This window comes from Kineococcus endophyticus (assembly GCF_040796495.1).
In the GTDB taxonomy this organism is placed as follows: domain Bacteria; phylum Actinomycetota; class Actinomycetes; order Actinomycetales; family Kineococcaceae; genus Kineococcus; species Kineococcus endophyticus.
Map to the genome: position 1 here is coordinate 17,583 of NZ_JBFNQN010000014.1, position 18,987 is coordinate 36,569.

At 74.6% G+C, this 18,987-nt stretch carries 18 protein-coding genes; 10 read left to right on the forward strand and 8 right to left on the reverse strand.

Translation table 11 applies throughout. From position 1 onward, the window contains the following. The first annotated feature begins 33 nt into the window (after nt 1-33). Entirely contained in the window at nt 34-999 is a 966-nt protein-coding gene (locus tag AB1207_RS18920) for a Gfo/Idh/MocA family protein (protein WP_367639966.1), read from the forward strand. Here the strand turns inward: AB1207_RS18920 and AB1207_RS18925 are convergent. Further along, nucleotides 990-1,280, reverse strand: coding sequence for a hypothetical protein (locus AB1207_RS18925; RefSeq protein WP_367639967.1), 291 nt, complete (start codon nt 1,278-1,280; stop codon nt 990-992). The genes AB1207_RS18920 and AB1207_RS18925 overlap by 10 nt on opposite strands. Beyond that, the gene (gene mca, locus AB1207_RS18930; protein ID WP_367639968.1) at nt 1,277-2,161 is read right to left on the reverse strand and encodes a mycothiol conjugate amidase Mca; all 885 of its coding nucleotides are present in this window, start codon (nt 2,159-2,161) and stop codon (nt 1,277-1,279) included. The genes AB1207_RS18925 and mca overlap by 4 nt, the downstream gene beginning before the upstream one ends. Nucleotides 2,162-2,307: 146 nt before the next feature. Between mca and AB1207_RS18935 the strand changes: the two genes are divergently transcribed. Further along, nucleotides 2,308-2,748, forward strand: a complete 441-nt coding sequence (locus tag AB1207_RS18935) for a DUF4307 domain-containing protein (protein WP_367639969.1) — start codon at nt 2,308-2,310, stop codon at nt 2,746-2,748. Nucleotides 2,749-2,871: 123 nt separating this feature from the next. After that, nucleotides 2,872-3,369 carry a transcription elongation factor GreA gene (gene greA, locus AB1207_RS18940; RefSeq protein WP_367639970.1) on the forward strand — a complete coding sequence of 166 codons (498 nt, stop codon included), beginning with the start codon at nt 2,872-2,874 and terminating at the stop codon, nt 3,367-3,369. 70 nt (nt 3,370-3,439) lie between these two features. Here the strand turns inward: greA and AB1207_RS18945 are convergent, their stop codons facing one another. Further along, nucleotides 3,440-4,633 carry an AI-2E family transporter gene (locus AB1207_RS18945; RefSeq protein ID WP_367639971.1) on the reverse strand — a complete coding sequence of 398 codons (1,194 nt, stop codon included), beginning with the start codon at nt 4,631-4,633 and terminating at the stop codon, nt 3,440-3,442. Between the two features lie 137 nt (nt 4,634-4,770). Between AB1207_RS18945 and AB1207_RS18950 the strand changes: the two genes are divergently transcribed. Then, complete coding sequence (locus tag AB1207_RS18950; protein WP_367639972.1) at nt 4,771-6,198, forward strand: sigma 54-interacting transcriptional regulator; 1,428 nt, start codon at nt 4,771-4,773, stop codon at nt 6,196-6,198. Here AB1207_RS18950 and AB1207_RS18955 read toward each other — a convergent pair. The 3 genes from AB1207_RS18955 to AB1207_RS18965 are packed head-to-tail and all read right to left on the reverse strand — an operon-like array spanning nt 6,195 to nt 8,747. Beyond that, complete coding sequence (locus tag AB1207_RS18955) at nt 6,195-6,875, reverse strand: rhomboid-like protein (protein ID WP_367639973.1); 681 nt, start codon at nt 6,873-6,875, stop codon at nt 6,195-6,197. The two genes, AB1207_RS18950 and AB1207_RS18955, sit on opposite strands and share 4 nt — an antisense overlap. Nucleotides 6,876-6,934: 59 nt before the next feature. Then, nucleotides 6,935-7,264, reverse strand: a complete 330-nt coding sequence (locus AB1207_RS18960; protein WP_367639974.1) for a hypothetical protein — start codon at nt 7,262-7,264, stop codon at nt 6,935-6,937. 13 nt (nt 7,265-7,277) lie between these two features. Next, entirely contained in the window at nt 7,278-8,747 is a 1,470-nt protein-coding gene (locus AB1207_RS18965; RefSeq protein ID WP_437178988.1) for a CoA-acylating methylmalonate-semialdehyde dehydrogenase, read from the reverse strand. A gap of 272 nt (nt 8,748-9,019) precedes the next feature. On the opposite strand from AB1207_RS18965, the gene AB1207_RS18970 reads away from it, so the two are divergent. Next, nucleotides 9,020-11,035, forward strand: a complete 2,016-nt coding sequence (locus AB1207_RS18970) for a vWA domain-containing protein (RefSeq protein ID WP_367639975.1) — start codon at nt 9,020-9,022, stop codon at nt 11,033-11,035. 154 nt (nt 11,036-11,189) lie between these two features. Further along, complete coding sequence (locus AB1207_RS18975; RefSeq protein WP_367639976.1) at nt 11,190-12,446, forward strand: MFS transporter; 1,257 nt, start codon at nt 11,190-11,192, stop codon at nt 12,444-12,446. Between the two features lie 18 nt (nt 12,447-12,464). Here the strand turns inward: AB1207_RS18975 and AB1207_RS18980 are convergent, their stop codons facing one another. Then, on the reverse strand, nt 12,465-13,643 hold the full coding sequence (locus AB1207_RS18980) for a cystathionine gamma-synthase (protein ID WP_367639977.1): 1,179 nt from the start codon (nt 13,641-13,643) through the stop codon (nt 12,465-12,467). Nucleotides 13,644-13,706: 63 nt separating this feature from the next. Between AB1207_RS18980 and msrA the strand changes: the two genes are divergently transcribed. The 4 genes from msrA to AB1207_RS19000 all read left to right on the forward strand — a co-directional run bounded on the left by msrA (nt 13,707) and on the right by AB1207_RS19000 (nt 17,768). Further along, entirely contained in the window at nt 13,707-14,378 is a 672-nt protein-coding gene (msrA, locus tag AB1207_RS18985) for a peptide-methionine (S)-S-oxide reductase MsrA (RefSeq protein WP_367639978.1), read from the forward strand. Nucleotides 14,379-14,628: 250 nt separating this feature from the next. Further along, nucleotides 14,629-15,384, forward strand: a complete 756-nt coding sequence (locus AB1207_RS18990) for a sigma factor-like helix-turn-helix DNA-binding protein (RefSeq protein WP_367639979.1) — start codon at nt 14,629-14,631, stop codon at nt 15,382-15,384. Nucleotides 15,385-15,396: 12 nt separating this feature from the next. After that, nucleotides 15,397-16,632, forward strand: a complete 1,236-nt coding sequence (locus tag AB1207_RS18995; RefSeq protein WP_367639980.1) for an ATP-binding protein — start codon at nt 15,397-15,399, stop codon at nt 16,630-16,632. Next, nucleotides 16,629-17,768, forward strand: coding sequence for a hypothetical protein (locus AB1207_RS19000; protein ID WP_367639981.1), 1,140 nt, complete (start codon nt 16,629-16,631; stop codon nt 17,766-17,768). Before AB1207_RS18995 ends, AB1207_RS19000 begins: the two co-directional genes overlap by 4 nt. A 24-nt stretch (nt 17,769-17,792) precedes the next feature. On the opposite strand, the gene AB1207_RS19005 is transcribed toward AB1207_RS19000, so the two are convergent. Continuing rightward, the gene (locus AB1207_RS19005) at nt 17,793-18,986 is read right to left on the reverse strand and encodes a dihydrodipicolinate synthase family protein (RefSeq protein ID WP_437178989.1); all 1,194 of its coding nucleotides are present in this window, start codon (nt 18,984-18,986) and stop codon (nt 17,793-17,795) included. Nucleotide 18,987: the final 1 nt, after the last annotated feature.

Here is an 18,987-nt window from a genome sequence, read left to right on the forward strand (position 1 = left end):
ACACGGGCCGCCCGGGACCGGTAGCGTCCGGCCGTGCCCTCCGCCCCCCCGCCCCGCCCGGCGCCCACCCGCTTCGCCGTCCTCGGCACCGGTCACTGGGCCCGCACCACCCACGCCCGCGCCCTGGCCGACCACCCCGACGTGGAGTTCGCCGGGTTCTGGGGCCGCGACGCCGGCCACGCCGCGGCCGCCGCGGCGGAGTTCGGCGCGGGGTCCTGGAGCGGGGACGAGGGCCTGGCCGACCTCCTCGCGCAGGTCGACGCCGTCACCCTCGCGCTGCCCCCGGACGTGCAGGCCGACCTCGCGGTCCGGGCGAGCGACGCCGGGGTGCACGTCCTGCTCGACAAACCCGTCGCGACCGACCTCGCCACCGCCGACCGGGTGGTGCAGGCGCTGCAGCGCAACAGGACCGCGTCGGTGGAGTTCCTGACCTACCTGTTCATGCCGGAGATCACGACGTGGCTGGAGGAGATGGCCGCGCTCGCCGCCGAGCACGGTCCGTGGGAGGGCGGGGTGTTCCGGTGGGCGGGCTCGATCGACGCACCCGGGAACCCCTACGGCCAGTCGCGCTGGCGGCGCGAACGCGGCGGTCTGTGGGACACCGGGCCGCACGCGCTGTCGATCGTGCGGTCCCTGTTCGACGACGTCGTCGCCGTGGCCGCCGCCCGCGGCCCGCGCGACGCGGTCGGGGCGACGCTGCAGCACCGGGGCGGCGCCGCGACGACGCTGTCCCTGACGCTCACGGCCCCCGAGGGCGCGGGCGGGTCGTTCGCGACGGTGTGGGGCCCGGGTGGCCGGCACGACCTGCCTCGGTTCCACGACACGGCCGCGGAGGGTTTCGCGCGCGCCGTCGACCGGCTCCGCACGGCGGCCGCGACGGGTGTCCCGGACGCCCTCGACGCGCGGAACGGCCGGGACGCGGTCGCGGTGCTGGCGGCCGTCGAAGCGCACCTGCAGCGCCCCGACGGCACGACCCCGGTGCGCCCCCCTCAGTCCTGAGCCGGCCGGTCCCGCCCGTCGGACGGGGCCGGGGCGGAGGCACCGGCGGCGGCCGCCGCGCGCTCCTGCTCCTCGAGCCGGGCCCGGTGGTTCACCCGGCGGATGCGCCGGGCCATGCTGCGGCCCAGGAAGTACACGGCCACGGCCAGGACGAACAGCATCACGAAACCCGACAGGCCCGGGGTGACGAGGTCGGCGTCCACCTTCGGCGTGGTCGAGGCGGTGCCCGAGGCGGTGCCGGTGGGCGTCGGTGTCGCGGCCAGCACGAGGGCCGTGATCACGACCGCTCCCGCAGTCCGGCGAACAGGTCGTCCTCGGGCGTCGTCGTCGGCACGTGGCTGATCGCGAGGTGGTAGTCCTCCGTCGGCCACAGCTCGCGCTGCAGGTCCAGCGGGACGCCGAAGAACCAGCCGTCGGGGTCGATCTGCGTGGCGTGCGCCAGCAGCGCGCGGTCGCGCGTCTCGAAGAACTCGCCGCACTGCACGCGCGTGGTGATCTCCAGCTCCTTGCGCTGGCCGGGCTCCTCCTCGGCGATGCGCTTCATCCACTCCGCGAACGGGGACTCCTTGCCCTGCGCGAGGAGCGCCTCGTGGAAGGTCCTCATCCGGTCGCGCGAGAAGCTCGCGTGGTAGTAGAGCTTGGAGGTCCGCCACGCCGGCCCGGCCTGCGGGAACTGGTCGGCGTCGGCGGCGGCGTGGAAGGCCGCGAAGGACACCGTGTGGGTCATGATGTGGTCCGGGTGGGGGTACCCGCCGGACTCGTCGTACGTCGTCATGACGTGCGGCCGGAACTCGCGCACGACGTGGACGAGGGCGTCCACCGTGAACTGCTCCGGCGTCAGCGCGAAGCACCCGGCCGGCAGCGGCGGCAGCGGGTCGCCCTCGGGCAGACCGGAGTCGACGTACCCCAGCCAGCGGTGCCGCACCCCGAGGATGCGCGCCGCCTCGGCCATCTCGTGGCGCCGGTACTCCCCCATGTCGCGCTTGAGCTGCGCGTTCTCCTTCAGGCGCGGGTTGAGCACGTCCCCGCGCTCCCCGCCCGTGCACGACACGACGAGCACCTCGACGCCCTCGGCCACGTACCTGGCCGTGGACGCCGCACCCTTGCTGGACTCGTCGTCCGGGTGGGCGTGCACAGCCATGAGCCGCAACGTCTCCGCCACCGTGGCTCCTCTCACACTGTCCAGCGTCGCGGCCCCCACGGGCGGGGTGCGACCATCTGTGGATACCGATCCTCAACCGTTCGACGTCCATCCTCGCCGATCCGCGGCGCCGCACCAGCACCGCCCTCCACCTCGGGAGCCACCCTGTGAGTCCGTCCGGGCCGAACGCACCCGCCGACGTGCCGCCCGACGTGCTGGCCGCGCGCTACGGCCGACGTCCCCGCCCGGACCGCCGCTGGTACCGGCGTCCTGTCCGCCTCGCGGCGGCGGTGGTCGGTGGGGTGCTGGTCCTGGCCTACGGCGCGTGGCTCGCGGTGTCGCAGTCCCAGGGGCCCTCGTTCACCGAGATCAGCCACCAGGTCGTCGACGACCGCACGGCCGAGATCCGCTTCAGCGTCACGCGGCCCGCCGGGACGGAGGTGCGCTGCCAGGTCCACGCCCTCGACGCGTCCTCCTCCGAGGTCGGCCTCGTCCAGGTCGACGTGCCGGCCTCCTCGGCGACCGACGTGCAGGAGTCGGTGCAGGTCAGGACCACGTCGCGGGCCGTCACCGTGGGCGTGGAGTCCTGCTCAGCGGTGGAGCGCTGAGCGTTCCGGAGCTAGGCTTGGCGTTTCGAGTCGCTCGCTCCCGCGGTCGCGGGGCCGGGCGACTCGGTTTTTTGCGCCGGGGCGCAGGAGGCACCCCGACAGGTACGTGACAGGGAGCAGACCGTGAGCGAGACGACCACCGGCAGCACCACGTGGCTGACCCAGGACGCCTACGACCGGCTCAAGGGCGAGTACGAGCACCTCTCGGGTGAGGGCCGCACGGAGCTCGCCAAGCGCATCGAGCAGGCGCGCGAGGAGGGCGACCTCAAGGAGAACGCGGGCTACCACGCGGCCAAGGAGGAGCAGGGCAAGCAGGAGCTGCGCATCCGCCAGCTGCGGCACCTGCTCGAGACCGCGCAGGTCGGCGAGGCACCGGTGTCCGCCTCCGGCGAGGTCGGCCTCGGCCACGTCGTGACGGTCGAGCTGGCCGGGGACGCGATGACGTTCCTGCTGGGCAGCCGCGAGATGGGCGACGCCGCCGGTCTCGACGTCTACTCGGAGAAGTCGCCGCTCGGCTCGGCGATCCTGGGGAAGAAGCCGGGCGACGAGGTCGCCTACACCGCCCCGAACGGCAAGGAGTTCCCGGTCAAGGTCGTGGACACCAAGCCCTACAGCGGCTGACCCGGACACCGCGTCCGGAGGTCGTCCGGGCGCTCGCACCGCCCGGACGACGTCGTGGTCGCCGGAACGCTCAGCGCTTGACGGCCTCGCCCTCCGTGCCGCCCTCGGCGTCCTCGTGCTCGGTCCCGTCGTTCGGGTCCGGTTCGTCCGGTGCCAGGGGCGCCTCGGAATCGGCGATCTGCGCGGTCTCGGAGTCGGGCCGGCCGCCACGGGCCAGCGCCGAGACCCCCGACTTCAGCACCGCCACCATGGGCACCGCGAAGAGGGCGCCCACGATCCCGAAGACCGACGCCCCACCGGCCACCGCGAGGATGACCGCCAGCGGGTGCACCGCGACGGCGCGGCCCATGAGGAACGGCTGCAGCAGGTGGCTCTCGATCTGCTGCACGAGGATGACGACGCCGAGCATGATGAGCGCGGTCACGAAGTCGTGGGCGACGAGCGCGACGAGCACCGCCACCGTCCCCGACAGCAGCGCCCCCACGATGGGGATGAACGCGCCGAGGAAGACGACCAGACCCAGCGAGGTGGCCAGCGGCACCTGCAGGATCGCCGCGCCGATCGCCACCCCGACCCCGTCGGTGAAGGCGACGATGATGGTCGCGCGCATGTAGTGCGTCAGCGTCACCCACGACTGCCGCGACGCCCCGTCGAGCGGGTCGCGTGCGGGCACCGGCAGCAGGTGCAGCAGCCAGGACCAGATGCGCCGGCCCTCGAGCAGGAAGAAGAACGAGGCGAACAGGCAGATGAAGAAGCCCGCGATGACGTGCGTGGCCGTCGCGACGACCCCGGTGGCCCCGGCGATGAGGGTCTCCCGGTTCGCCGAGATGGCGTTCTCCGCCTGCTGGACGTAGTCCGAGATCGCCGTCGACGTCAGGTGCAGGGGGCCGGTGGACAGCCAGTTCTCCACCTCGGTGACGCCCTGGACGGCCTGTCGCTGCAGCTGGGGGAACTGCTCGGAGGCCTGCGAGCTCACGATGGTCACGAGGCCGGCGACGACGCCGGCCGCCACGAGCAGCGTCACGAGGACGGACAGGCCGCGGGGCATCCGCGTGCGGCGGTGCAGCAGGTTGACCAACGGCGAGAGCAGGGCGGTGACGAGCAGCGCGATGAGGACCGGGATGACGATCTCGGAGACGAAGCTCAGGCCGTAGGCCAGCAGCACGACCGCGGCGACGACCACGATGAACCGCCAGGACCAGTCCGCGGCCAGCCGCATCGCGGGGCTGACGTACGGACGCTGGGCGGGCGGCGACGGTTGCACGAGGATCATCCTGCCCGTCCGCGGGGCCCGGAGCGCGACGTGGCACGCACCGGCACGACTCCGTCACACGCGCCCGCGCGGACCCGGCGAACCGGCACCCGTAGCCGATCGCCGCGGGCGGACGTAGGTTCGCCCGTGTGAGCACCCGCGAGACTCCCACGCTCCCCCTGCAACCACCCGCCGACCTCCCCCGCACGCTCGGGGCGCTGCGCGCCTCCGGCCACGAGCACCGCTCCGTCAAGGAGGAGCTGCGGGCCAACCTCGTCGAGCGCCTGCGCGCCGGCGAGGACCGATTCCCCGGTGTCGTCGGCTACGAGGACACCGTCGCCCCCGAGCTCGAGCGCGCCCTGCTGGCCGGCCACGACGTCGTCCTGCTCGGCGAACGCGGCCAGGGCAAGACGCGTCTGCTGCGCTCCCTCGTCGGCCTGCTCGACGAGTGGACCCCCGTCATCGAGGGCTCCGAGCTCAACGAGCACCCCTACGCCCCGCTGACGCCCGCGTCCCGGCGTCGCGTCGTCGCCGAGGGCGACGACCTGCCCGTCGGCTGGCTGCACCGGTCGCTGCGCTACGGGGAGAAGCTCGCCACGCCCGACACCTCCGTCGGCGACCTCATCGGTGACGTCGACCCCGTCAAGGTCGCCGAGGGCCGCACCCTCGGGGACCCCGAGACGATCCACTTCGGGCTCGTCCCGCGCACCAACCGCGGCGTCTTCGCCATCAACGAGCTGCCCGACCTCGCCGAGCGCATCCAGGTCGCCCTGCTCAACGTGCTGGAGGAGCGCGACATCCAGGTCCGCGGCTACCAGTTGCGGCTGCCGCTGGACCTGCTGCTCGTCGCCAGCGCCAACCCGGAGGACTACACCAACCGCGGCCGGATCATCACCCCGTTGAAGGACCGGTTCGGGGCCGAGGTCCGCACCCACTACCCGCTCGAGCTGTCGATGGAGGTGGACCTCGTCCGGCAGGAGGCCGCGACGGTGGCCGAGGTCCCCGAGCACCTGCTCGAGGTGATCGCCCGCTTCACGCGCGGCGTGCGCGAGTCCCCGTCGGTCGACCCCGCCTCGGGCGTCTCGGCGCGGTTCTCCATCGCGGCCGCCGAGACGGTCTCGGCCGCCGCGCTGCGTCGGCACGCGCTGTCCGGCGAGCGGACCGACCCGGTGGCCCGCGTCGGGGACCTGCACACCGTCGTCAGCGTCCTCGGCGGCAAGGTGGAGTTCGAGCAGGGCGAGGAGGGGCGGGAGGTCGAGGTCCTCGAGCACCTGCTGCGCACGGCGATCGCCGAGACGTACCGCTCGCTGCTGGGCGGCGCGGAGCTGTCCGGGTTCTCCGAGCTCGTCACCGAGGGCCGGACCATCGAGACCGGGGACCTCGTGCCCGCCGAACGGCTCCTGGAGCAGGTCGGGACGGTGGCCGGGCTGGCGCAGGTGCTGGAGCGGCTCGGGCTGGCCGACGCCACGCCGGGCCGGGCGGCGGCCGGGGTGGAGTTCGTCCTGGAGGCGCTGCACCTGACCCGACGCCTCGACAAGCTCGTCCTCGACGACGGCCGGACGGTCTACGGCAGCTAGTCCGCCACGGCCCCGGCCCCGGCCCCGGCCCCGGTCCCGGCGGGCCGGGACCGGGCCACGGGTTCGGCCCCGCGGTGCACGAGGACCGCGAGGCCGAACCCGATGACGAGCGCGACGATGTGCCCCAGCGCCGTGAAGTCGGGTTCGGCGAGCAGGACCGCCACGAGCCCGGCGAGCGGCAGCAGGGAGGTGGGCAGCCGCGCCCAGCGCGGGACGCGCGCCACGAGCAGCCCCAGCAGGCAGGCCAGCCCGTAGCTGACGCCGACGTCCGGGGCGCGCGCCACTGACGGGTCGAGCCGGCCGTGCGTCAGCCCGGCCGCGAGGACGGTGGCGACGACGAGGGTGGCCCCGACGTGCCCGAAGCCGAACGCGACGACGGTGGCCGCCCGGCCCAGCCAGCGCTGCACGAGGACCAGTCCCGCCGCGAGCGGGACGAGGATGAGCAACCCGGCCTTGCCCGGCACGACCACCGAGGACAGGACGATGACCCGGAACGGCGAGCGCCGCAGGTTCACGAGGTTCGTGCTCGACTCCTGCACGAAACGGGCCCGGTCGGGGTGGGACTGGGTGTGCAGGGCGACGAAGACGCCCAGCACGACGAGGACGTAGAGGACGGCGAGGTCGACGCCGCGGGGAACCCCGTGGACGCGACCGCGCCACCGCTGGAGGGTGGGCACCGGGTCAGTGTCGACCACCGGCACCCCGCGCACCCGGCGAGCGCCCCCCGGTTCCGCCGTCACGACGGGCGCGGCCCCTTCGGCGCCTTCCCGCGCCAGCGCAACGACTGGGCGTCCAGGTCCCGCAGCAACCCGTCGCCCTCGGCCAGCACGCGTTCGCCGAGGGCGACGGCCGCGGCCAGGCGGTCGTCGTCGAGCTGGCGGTAGGCCGCCCCGGCCCGGCGGTCCAGGACGTCGTACCAGCACCCACCGACGGCCGCGTCCAGCAGGACGCGGCCGAAGCAGTGGTTCGCCCGCAGGGTCCACCGGTCCCGGGCCGCGGCGTCGGGCAGGTCGTGCTCGACGAGTTCGCGGTACCGGGCCAGCAGGCCCTCCCGGTCGGTGGCCACCCTGCGAGGGGCGTCAGTCGTTCTGCGGGAACCCGAGGTTGAGGCCACCGTGCGAGGGGTCCAGCCAGCGCTCGGTGACGACCTTGCCGCGGGTGAAGAAGTGCACGCCCTCGACGCCGTGGGCGTGGGTGTCGCCGAACAGCGACTGCTTCCAGCCGCCGAAGGAGAAGTACCCCACCGGGACCGGGACGGGCACGTTGATGCCGACCATCCCGACCTGGACCTCGTTGCGGAACTTGCGCGCGGCGCCGCCGTCGTTGGTGAAGATGGCCACGCCGTTGCCGTACCGGTTGCGGTTGATGAGGTCCAGGCCCTCGTCGTAACCGGCGACGCGCACGACGGACAGGACGGGCCCGAAGATCTCGTCGGTGTAGATCGACATGTCGGTGCCGACCTTGTCGAAGAGCGTGGGGCCCAACCAGAACCCGTCCGCGTCCCCGTCCGGGACGACCTCCCGGCCGTCGATGACGAGTTCTGCGCCCTCGGACACGCCGGCGTCGACGTACCCGGTGACCTTGTCGCGGTGCGGGCCCGTGACCAGGGGCCCCATGTCGCAGCCGCGGCGGCCGTCGCCGGTGCGCAGCGTCGACACGCGCTCCTTGATCTTGCCGATGAGCTCGTCGGCGACGGAGTCGACCGCGACGAGCGCGGAGATGGCCATGCACCGCTCGCCGGCCGAACCGAACCCGCCGTTGACGGCGGCGTCGGCGGCCAGGTCGAGGTCGGCGTCGGGCAGGACGAGCATGTGGTTCTTCGCCCCGCCGAGGGCCTGGACGCGCTTGCCGTGCCTCGTCCCCGTCTCGTAGACGTACTGGGCGATCGGCGTGGAGCCGACGAAGGAGACCGAGGCCACGTCGGGGTGGGTCAGCAGCCCGTCGACGGCGACCTTGTCGCCGTGCAGGACGTTGAAGACGCCGTCGGGCAGCCCCGCGTCCTTCCACAGCTGGGCGATGAAGTTCGCCGCCGACGGGTCCTTCTCGCTGGGCTTGAGCACGACGGTGTTCCCCGTCGCGATGGCCAGGGGGAAGAACCACATCGGGACCATCGCCGGGAAGTTGAACGGGGAGATGATCGAGACGACGCCGAGCGGCTGGCGGACCGAGTACACGTCGACCTTGGTGGAGGCGTTCTCGGTGAAGGCGCCCTTGAGCAGGTGGTTGACGCCGCAGGCCAGTTCGACGATCTCCTGGCCGCGCGAGACCTCACCGAGGGCGTCGGACAGGACCTTGCCGTGCTCGGCGGTGATGATCTCGGCCAGCTCGGGCTTGCGCTCGTTCAGCAGCTCGCGGAACTTGAACAGGACCGTCGTGCGGCGGGCCAGCGAGGTGTCGCGCCAGGCCGGGAAGGCGGCCTTCGCCGCGGCGACGGCGGCGTCGACGTCGGCCTCGGAGGCGAGGGCGAGGGTCTTGGTGCGCTTGCCCGTGGCGGGGTCGTAGACGTCCGCGGACCGGTCACCGGAACCGGCCGCGGTGGCACCGGCGATCCAGTGCTCGACGTGCGGCAGCTCCCCGTTCGAGCCGGTGGCACCAGCGGCGGCTTCGGTGCTGGCGGTGGTGGTGGTCACGGGATGCCCTCCTCGGACGTCGTTGACGCGGAGCTGGTCGGCGGGTCGCTGCCCACCGGGTGGTCGGGGGCCATCATGCCACCCGGACGACCCCCTTTGTCCAGACAAACTGTCATGCGTGTGGCGCCGCGACCGACGCTCCGGCGCCTGGACCCGTGGCGTGTGCCGGACCCCCGACGTAGCGTGCGGACGTGGCTCGAGACGCGTGGAGCAGGCGACGGGGTGGCCGGTACCGGTACGGGGAGTGGGCGGGTGGCCCCGACCCGCTGGCCCCGCCCTACGACGTGCGCTCGGCGCTGGACCGCGTTGGCCGCGAGGTGCTCTCCGGCGGCTCCCTGCGCGACGCGCTGCGGGACATGCTGCGCCGCGGTCCGGACGGCCGGTCCGGCCTGGACGAGCGGCGCGCCCGGGCCGCCCGCCTGCGGCGCGAGGCCGCCCGCCGCGGAGACCTCGACGGAGCCCTGACCCAGGCCCGCGCCCAGCTCGACCAGGCCCTGGCCGCCGAACGCGACGAGCTCGCCGGCCGCGACGACGACGACGCCCGCTTCGCCGAGACGCGCCTCGACGCGCTCCCCCGGTCCACGGCCCAGGCCGTGCGGGACCTGGAGGACTACCGCTGGGCCAGCGAGCAGGCGCGCCGGCAGTACCAGCAGATCCTCGACCGGCTGCGCGACGACGTCGTGGGCCAGCAGTTCCAGGGCATGAAGGACGCGCTGCAGAACGGCAGCCCGGAGACGATGCAGGCGCTCAAGGAGATGATGGGCGACCTCAACGACCTGCTGGCCAAGAAGGCCCGGGGCGAGGACACCCCGGAGGACTTCGCGGAGTTCATGGCGAAGCACGGGGACACCCTCGGCGAGGAGGGCGTGGAGAACCTCGACGACCTCGTCGACGCACTCGCCCGGCGCGCCGCCGCCGCGTCCCGCCTCATGCGCTCGCTGTCGCCGCAGCAGCGCGACGAGCTGTCCTCGCTCATGCAGCAGGCCCTCGGCTCCGACCTCGACCTGCAGGCGCAGATGGCCCAGCTCAACGACAACCTCCGCGCCCTGCGCCCGGACCTGGACTTCGCGCGCGGCGAGCGCGTCCGCGGCCAGGGCGAACCCCTCGGCTACGGCGAGGCCGCCGACGCCCTGCAGGACATCTCCGAGCTCGACGACCTCCTCGACCAGCTCGGGCAGGAGCACCCCGGCGCGACCCTGGACGACGTGGACGTCGACGCCCTGGAACGGCAGCTCGGTCGCGGTGCGGCCGACGAGCTGCAACGGCTGCGCGACCTGGAGCGCGAACTGCAGCGGCAGGGCTGGCTGTCCCGGTCGGCCGACGGACTCACGCTGTCCCCCAAGGCGTTGCGACGTCTGGGGCAGACGGCGTTGCGGGAGGTGCTGGGACGCCTGGACACCGGTGGCCGCGGCGACCACGAGAACACCGACGCGGGCGCCGGCGGCGAACCCACGGGGGCGACGCGGCGCTGGCAGTTCGGCGACGAGCAGCCGCTCGACGTCGTCCGCACCGTCGCCAACGCGCTGCAGCGCGGGGCTGCGACCGGCGCGGGGGGCGCCGTCCGGTTGTCCTGGGAGGACTTCGAGGTCGTCGAGACCGAACGGCGCGCGGGAGCGGCCGTCGCGCTGTGCGTCGACCTGTCGTTCTCCATGGCCGCGGAAGGCCGCTGGGGACCGATGAAGGAGACCGCGCTCGCGCTGTCGCACCTCATCTCCACGAAGTTCCCCTACGACGAGCTGCAGATCATCGGGTTCGGTCTGCACGCCCTGCCCATGACGGTCGGGGAACTGGCCGAGGTGGAACCGGACTTCGTGCAGGGGACGAACCTGCAGCACGCGTTGAGCATCGCCCGCCGGCACCTGCGCCGGCACCCCGACCTCGAACCGGTCGTCCTCGTCATCACCGACGGTGAGCCGACGGCCCACCTCGTCGAGGGCCGTGACGCGACGGAGTCGTTCTTCCAGTGGCCCCCGACGGCGGCGACGATCCGCGCGACCGTCCAGGAGGTCGACCTGCTGACGCGGTTCGGCGCGACGATCAACCTGTTCATGCTCGGTGAGGACCCGGGCCTGCGCCGGTTCGTCGAGGCCGTCGCGCGCCGCAACGGCGGCCGCGTCCTGTCCCCGAGCCCGGACCGCCTCGGGCAGTACGTCGTCGACGACTACCTGCGCTCGCGCGCCGGTCGCCGCGCCCGCCGCGCCTCCTGACCCGGCCCGCCGCACCCGGGCCGGCGCCTCTGGCGGGTGGGATCGTCGACGCAACCGGCTCACCCTACGAGCTCGTCGCGTCAACGATCCCCCGGCGGCCGGGGCCGGGGAAACGGCGTGGCCGGGCGGGGCGGGGCTGTGGCAGCGTGCCCGGGTGAGCACCGCCGCCCGGGTCGTCGAGGTCGTCCTCCCCCGGCGGCTCGGCACCGGCTTCCGCTGGCTCATCGCCTCCAGCTGGGCGAGCAACCTCGGGGACGGGCTCGCGCTCGCCGCCGGTCCCCTGCTCGTCGCCTCGCTGACCCACGACCCGCTGCCGGTCGCGCTGGCCGCCCTCGCGTCGTGGCTGCCGCCGCTGCTGTTCGGCCTCAGCGCCGGCGTCCTGTCCGACCGCGTGGACCGGCGGCTCATCGTCCTCGTCGTCGACCTCGTCCGGGCGGTCCTGCTGGCCGGGCTCGCCGCGCTCGTGCTGGCGGGGGCGGCGACGGTCCCCCTCGTGCTCGCCGCGCTGTTCCTGCTGGCCACAGCCGAGGTGTTCGCCGACAACACGGCCTCGACGCTGACGCCCATGCTCGTCGCCCGCGCCGACCTCGCGGTCGCGAACGCCCGGCTGCAGACGGGGTTCGTCACCGTCAACCAGCTCGCCGGTCCCCCGCTGGGGGCGGCGCTGTTCACCGCGGGCGCCGCGTCCCCCTTCGCGGCGCAGGCGGGGTTGTGCGCGCTCGCGGCGGTCCTGGTCAGCCGCCTGAGACTGCCTGCGCCGCAGGGTGAGCGCGGGTCGAGCACCCCCTGGCACGACGTGCTCGAGGGGATCCGCTGGACGGCGCACCACCCGGCCGTGCGCGTCCTCGTCGCGACGATCTTCATCTTCAACATCACGTTCGGCGCGGCCTGGTCGGTCCTCGTCCTGTACGCGACGCAACGGCTCGGCCTGGGGTCGGTCGGCTTCGGGCTCGTGACGACGACGGGGGCCCTGGGCGGGATCGTCGGCGTCCTCGCCTACGGCTGGATCACCCGGCACGTCTCGCTGGGGAACCTCCTGCGGATCGGGCTCGTCGTGGAGACGCTGACCCACCTCGCCCTGGCCCTCGTCCGGACGCCGTGGCTCGCGCTGCCGGTGTTCTTCGTCTTCGGCGCCCACGCCTTCGTGTGGGGGTCGACGTCGATCACGGTGCGCCAGCGCGCCGTCCCGCAGGCGCTGCAGGGGCGGGTGACCGCCGTCAACACCGTCGGGACGTTCGGCGGTCTCGCCGTCGGCAGCGGGGTCGGCGGGGTCCTCGCCCAGCAGCACGGGGTCACGGCCCCGTTCTGGTTCGCCTTCGCGGGGTCGGCGGTGTTCGTCGTCCTCGTCTGGCGCTCGCTGCGCCACGTCGCCCACGCCGACGAGGCGCAGGACGCGCCGGCGCCCGCGTGAACGGGCGCAGGCCGGGCCTCAGCCGAGCGCCTGCGCGAGGTCGGCGACGAGGTCGTCGGCGTCCTCGATGCCGACGGACAGGCGCACGAGGTCGTCCGGCACCTCCAGCAGGGACCCCGCGACGGAGGCGTGCGTCATCTTGCCGGGGTGCTCCACGAGGGACTCCACGCCGCCGAGGGACTCCCCCAGGGTGAAGAGCTCGGTGGCCCCGCACACCGTCAGCGCGTCCTCGACCGAGGCGAGCCGGAAGCTGATCATCCCGCCGAAGCGCTTCATCTGCCGCGCCGCGACGTCGTGGTTGCGGTGCTCGGCCAGGCCCGGGTAGAGGATCGACGTCACCCGCGGGTGCGACTGCAGGAACTCCACGACGCGCTCGGCGTTGTCGCAGTGCCGTTCCATCCGCACGGCGAGCGTCTTGAGGCCGCGCTGGACGAGCCAGGAGTCGAACGGCCCCGGCACGGCGCCCATCGAGTTCTGGTGGAACCCGATCCGCTCGGCCAGGGAGTTCCCCCGGCCGTCCTCGCCGTCGCGCACGACGACCGCTCCCCCGACGACGTCCGAGTGCCCGCCGGCGTACTTCGTCGTGGAGTGCACGACGAGGTCGGCGCCGAGGGTCAGCGGCGTCTGCAGGTACGGCGTGGCGAAGGTGTTGTCGACGACGAGCAGCGCGCCGACGGAGTGCGCGAGCTCGGCGAGCGCGGCGATGTCGGCCACCGTCAGCAGCGGGTTGGTGGGGGTCTCGACCCACACCAGCCGGGTGGTCGGCTGCAGAGCGGCCCGGACGGCGTCGACGGAGGCGAGGTCGGCGGGGGTGTGCTCGACGCCCCACGGCTCGAAGACCCGCTTGATGAGCCGGTACGTCCCGCCGTACGCGTCGTTCGGGATGACGACGTGGTCGCCGGGCTTCAGCAGCGCCCGCAGGATGCCGTCCTCGGCCGCGAGGCCCGAGGCGAACGCGAAGCCCGCCGCACCCTGCTCGAGGGAGGCGAGCTGCGTCTCCAGCGACGTGCGGGTCGGGTTGCCCGACCGCGAGTACTCGTAGCCCGTGCCGAGCCCGGTCCGCAGCGCGCCCACGCCGTCCTGCTTGTACGTGGACACCTGGTAGATGGGGGTCACGACGGCACCGGTGGCGGGGTCGGCCTCCTGACCGGCGTGCAGCGCGCGCGTGGAGAAACCGGGGAGCTGGTCGGAAGTCACACCGGGAAGGCTAAGGGGCCCGTCGTGGTTGACCTGACCGACACCGTTCGAAGGGAGTGACGGATGCTGTTCGGCAACCCGTACAAGACGACCATGGTCCCCGCCGAGGAGGCCCTGCAGGGCTCGGAGACGCGCCGCTTCGAGGTCCCGGCGACCCACACCGTCCTCGGCACCCCGCTCGAGGGCCCGTGGCCCGAGGGCACCGAAGTGATCTCCTTCGGGATGGGCTGCTACTGGGGCGCCGAGCGCATCTTCTGGCAGCAGCCGGGCGTGGTGACGACGGCGGTCGGCTTCCAGGGCGGGTTCACGAAGAACCCGACGTACGAGGAGTCGACGACGGGCCGCACGGGTCACGCCGAGACCGTCCTCGTGGCCTACGACCCGACGGTGACGAGCCCCGAGCAGCTGCTGAAGGTGTTCTGGGAGAACCACGACCCGACGCAGGGCTACCGCCAGGGCAACGACCGCGGCACGGAGTACCGCTCGGCGGTCTACACGACGACGGACGAGCAGTTCGAGGCGGCGCAGCGCACCCGGGAGACCTTCCAGCGCGAGCTGACCGAGCACGGCCACGGCCGCATCACGACGGAGATCCGGAAGGCCGCGGAGGCGGGGCCGTTCTGGTACGCCGACGAGTACCACCAGCAGTACCTGGACAAGATTCCCAACGGCTACTGCAACCACGGCCCCAACGGCCTGACCTGCCAGATCGGGCTGGTCACGACCGACGACTGAGCGCCGCCGGCACGGCCGGGGACGCGGAGAGGGGACGGTGCCCGCGGGCACCGTCCCCTCTCTCCTGCGTACGCCCCCCAGCGCATGCCGGGCCACCCGTCCCCCCGGCGGGGTGCCCACAGGAATCCTGACAGACCGTCGCGGCACGGGACACCGCGCAGCCACCCCCCTTTCGGGGGCGGCGACTCGGGCGTCCGGCCCGCCGGACGGCTCCGACCTCGCTACTCTCACGTCGGGGGAAGGAGGTCCTGTGGGGCTGACTGAGGGTCCAGGTGCGGGCCCGGACGGTGCGGAGCACGCGGCCGCACCGCTGCCGGTGCTGCGCATCGCCGCCGTGGACGACCACCCGGCCCTGCTCGCCGGGCTCCAGCTGGAGCTGGCCAGGCTGGACGACTCCCTCGTGTTCGTCGCGACGGCGCCGACGGTCCCGCACCTGCTGACCGAGCTCGCTGGCGGGCCGGCCCCCGACGTCGTGCTGCTGGACCTGCGCCTGGGCGACGGGTCCACGCCCGCCGAGAACGTCACCGCGCTCGTCGACGGCGGGTCGCGCGTCCTCGTCTACACCGAGGGCCGCCAGCACGCCGAGGCCCTGGAGGCGATGCAGGCCGGAGCGCAGGGCGTGCTGCTGAAGGACCGGCCCGTCGCGACGGTGGCCGAGGCCCTGCGCTCGGTGGCCGACGGGGACACCGTCTCCTCGGCCGAGACGGCGGCGGCCCTGCAGGTCGACGACACCCTGACCTCCCACCTGTCCCCGCAGGAGCGCCGCGTCCTGGAGCTCTACGCCGGCGGGATGCCCGCGCGCTCGGTCGCGCTGCGGCTGGGGGTGACGCTGGAGACGGCCAAGAGCTACCTCAAGCGCATCCGTGCGAAGTACGCGGCCGTGGACCGGCCGGCCTACACGCGGATGGAGCTGTACCGCCGGGCGGTGGAGGACGGGGTCCTGGCCCCGCTGCCGGCGCCCGGCACCGCCTCGCCCGGGGGCCCCCTCCCCCGCGCCGGCGACTGACGTGGGCCGCCGGTGACGCGGCGCGGGGTCCAGCGCCTGCTGGCCCTCGTGCTCGCCCTGGCCGTCGTCTCCGTCGCCCCGACGGTGGCGGCCAACGTCGCGGGTGGGCGCGCGCACGCCCCGGCGGGGTGGGCCGTGCCGGTCCTGGCCGGGTACGCCGCCGTCCTGGTCGTGCTGCTGCTGCAGGCGTTGCGCCCCGCGGGACCGGCGGCCCGGGCCGGCGGCGTCACCGGGCCGGTCTGGGCGCTCGTCGTGCTCGGCGACCTCGCCCTGGCCACCTTCCCGCTCGTCAGCCGCGGGCCCGAGGACGACGTCCCGTGGGTGCTGTCGCTGTCCCCGGTGACGGTCGGGGCGGGGGCGGTCGCGGTGTCGTCCCTGTGGGGGGCGCTCGTCCTGACGGGCGTGCACCTGCTGCTCCGGCTGGCGCTGCAGACGTCGGGGGTCTGGACGGTGCCGACCGACGTCGCGGCCCTGGAGGCGATCGGGCTCGTGGTCATCGCCATCGCCGCCTCCGTCGCCGTGCTGGCCGTCCGGGGATCGGCCCTGCAGCTGGAGACGGCCCGCTCGGCCGCCGAACGGGCCGCGGCCGAGGCGGCGGCCGCCGAGGCCGTGGAGCGGGAGAACTCCCGGTGGGACGGCATCGTCCACGACGACGTCCTCGCGTCACTGTCGCTGACGGCGCACGCACGGGACGAGGGCGACCGCGCCCGGGCCCGGCTCGCCGCGGGGCGCGCCCTGACCAGCGTGGCGCGCGAGGCCGACGGCGAGGCCGGCGCGACCGGCCCCGTCCTCGTCGCCGACGCGGTCCGCCGCCTCGGCGACGCCGTCCTCACCCAGCACCCGGCCGCCGACCTGCAGCTCGCGCCCGGGCGGACCGAGGCCCTGCTGTCCGCGGAGGTCCTCGAGGCGCTGCAGGCCGCGACGGTGGAGGCGTGCCGCAACGCCCTGCGGCACGGGGCCCGGCAGGGTGTGCCGCCGGCGCTGCGCGTGCGGGTGCGCACGAGCCCGGAACCGGGACCGCTGGGCCCCACGGACGCTGGACGGCTCCCGGGGCGGCTCAGCGTCGAGGTGCGCGACGACGGGGTCGGCTTCGACACCCGCCGGTCCAGCCCGCGCCTGGGGCTGGCCGTGTCGGTGCGGCGGCGCGCGGCCGTCGTCGGGGGCCGGGCCCTCGTCCGGTCCGCGCCGGGGGTGGGGACCGTCGTCCTGCTCAGCGTCCCGCTGACGGCGGCCGGGGTCCGCGCGTGACGCGGGTGCAGCGGGCGTGCCTGCTGGGCACCGTCATCTGGTTGTTCTCCCACGGCCCGCTCGTCGCGCTGCTGTCGCTGCACCAGCACCGGCAACCGTGGCTGGCCGTGACGGCCCTCCTCGCGGTGCTGGCCGTCAGCGCCGCCGCCGTCCGGCCGCTGCTGGGCGGGCCCATCGAGCTGTCCCGGCGGGCGGCGGTCGCCATGGCCGTCGTCGTCCCGCTGAGCGGACTGGCCGTCACCCCGTTCCTCGACGAGAGCCTGTGGCGCACGTACGGGAACTGGTGGCCCGGGCTGACGCAGATCGTCGTCGCCGCCCTCGTCGTCCGGCGCCGCCCGTTCGTCGCCCTGGTCGCCGAGCTCGCCTCGGCCGCCGTGCTCGGCGCCTGCATCCTCTCCTCGGACCTGCCGAACCCCGCCGTGGCGTTCGCGGCGCTCAACCAGCCCGCCATCGTGTGGTTCAGCGCCAGCGTCGGCGTGCGCCTGCTGTTCGACCGGACGGCCCGCGACGTGGCCCGCTACACGGTGGACGAGGGCGTGTCGGTCGCCGAGCGCGCGGCGACCGAGGCCCGGGGACGCAGCGCGCGCCAACGGCGCGAGGACCTCGAGCACGACGTCGTCCCGCTCCTGCGGCGGGTCGCGCTCACCGGTCCCGGCGAACCCGTCTGGCCCACGTTGTCGCGCGCGGCGGTCACGGTGGAACGCCGGTTGCGCGACGACCTGCGGGCGCGCGAACTCCTCGACGAGGACGTGCGCGCGGCGTTGCGGCGGGCGCGCGACCGCGGGTGCGAGGTGGACGTCGTCGACGACCGGCGCGCCACGGCGGGCCCGGCCGACGTCCCCCGCGGCGACGGTCCACCGCCCGGTTTCACGGCCGAGCTGCGCACCGTCCTGGCCCCCGTGCTCGACGCGTGCGGCACGGCGCGGGTGACGCTGCGCCTGCCGCCGCAGGGGCGGTGGGCGACGCTGTCGGTCGACGGGTCGGCGCAGGAGGCGGACGCCGTCGCCGCCGCCCTGCGCCTGGGGCACCTGCGCGGGGTCGGGCTGCTCGTCGAGACCGACCTGCACACCGAGGGCGGCACCGGCTCCCTGTGGGCGGAACTGCGCCCCGCGCCCGAGCCCCGTCCGGTGCCCTGACGCGGGGCGAAGTCCCTCAGCCCCTCAGCCCAGCCCGTGCACCGCGAGGTACTGCCGCATCCGCCGCGCCGCCCCGGCGGGGTCGGTGAGGACCCCGGCCTCGTCGGCGAGCACGAACGTCTGCGCCTGGTGCACGGCGCTGCGGGCCGCGTGCAGGCCCCCGACCATGGCGTACCCGGGCTGGCGGCCGTCGAGCCAGTTGAGGAACGCGATGCCCGCCTTGTAGTACGGGGTCGGCGCCCCGAACACGTGCCGGGCCAGCGGGACCGTCGGGTCGAGCGCGGCCCGGAACCCCGAAGTGTCGCCGTCGTCGAGCCGCGTGAGCGCGGCCGCCGCGACCTGCGGGATGCCCGCGAAGATCCCGAGGAGGGCGTCGCTGTGGAACTCCCCGTCGCCCGCGATGAGGTCGGGGTAGTTGAAGTCGTCGCCGGTGTAGAGCCGGACGCCCGCGGGCAGCCGGCGCCGCAGCGCCCGCTCGTGGTCGGCGTCCAGCAGCGAGACCTTCACCCCGTCGACGCGGGAGGCGTTGGCCTGCACCAGGTCGCAGAACGCGTCCGTGGCGGCGGCGACGTCGCGCGAGCCCCAGTACCCGGCCAGGGCCGGGTCGAACACCTCACCCAGCCAGTGCAGGACCGCGGGACGGCGCACCTGCGCGAGCAGTCCGGAGTAGACCTCGAGGTACTCCTCGGGGCCGGCCGCGGCGGCCGCCAGGTGGCGCGAGGCCATGAGGATCGGCTGGGCGCCCGCGTCCTCGACCAGCGCCAGCTGCTCCTCGTAGGCGGAACGGACCGCCGCGAGGGGGTGCAGGCCGGGTGCGAGCTGGTCGGTGCCGACGCCGGCCGCGATCCGCCCGCCGACCGAGGCGGCCTCCGAGGCGCTGCGGCGCACCAGGTCCGCCGTCGCTGCGAAGTCCAGGCCCATCCCCCGCTGCGCGGTGTCCATCGCCTCGGCGACGCCGAGCCCCAGGGACCACAGCCGGTGCCGGAAGGCCAGGGTGGCGTCCCAGTCGAGCACCGCGGGGGCGCCCGGGACGTTCTCGGCGTCCACCCGCGGGACGACGTGCGCCGCGGCGAACACCGTGCGCGAGGCCGCCGGTCCGGTCGGGACCTCCCAGGCCACGGGCGCGGAGACGGCGTGGTCGACGAGTTCCACGGCGCCCGAGGGCGAGCGCCGCGGCACCCGCACGACCTCGCCGAGCAGCGCCCGGTCCGCGGTGATC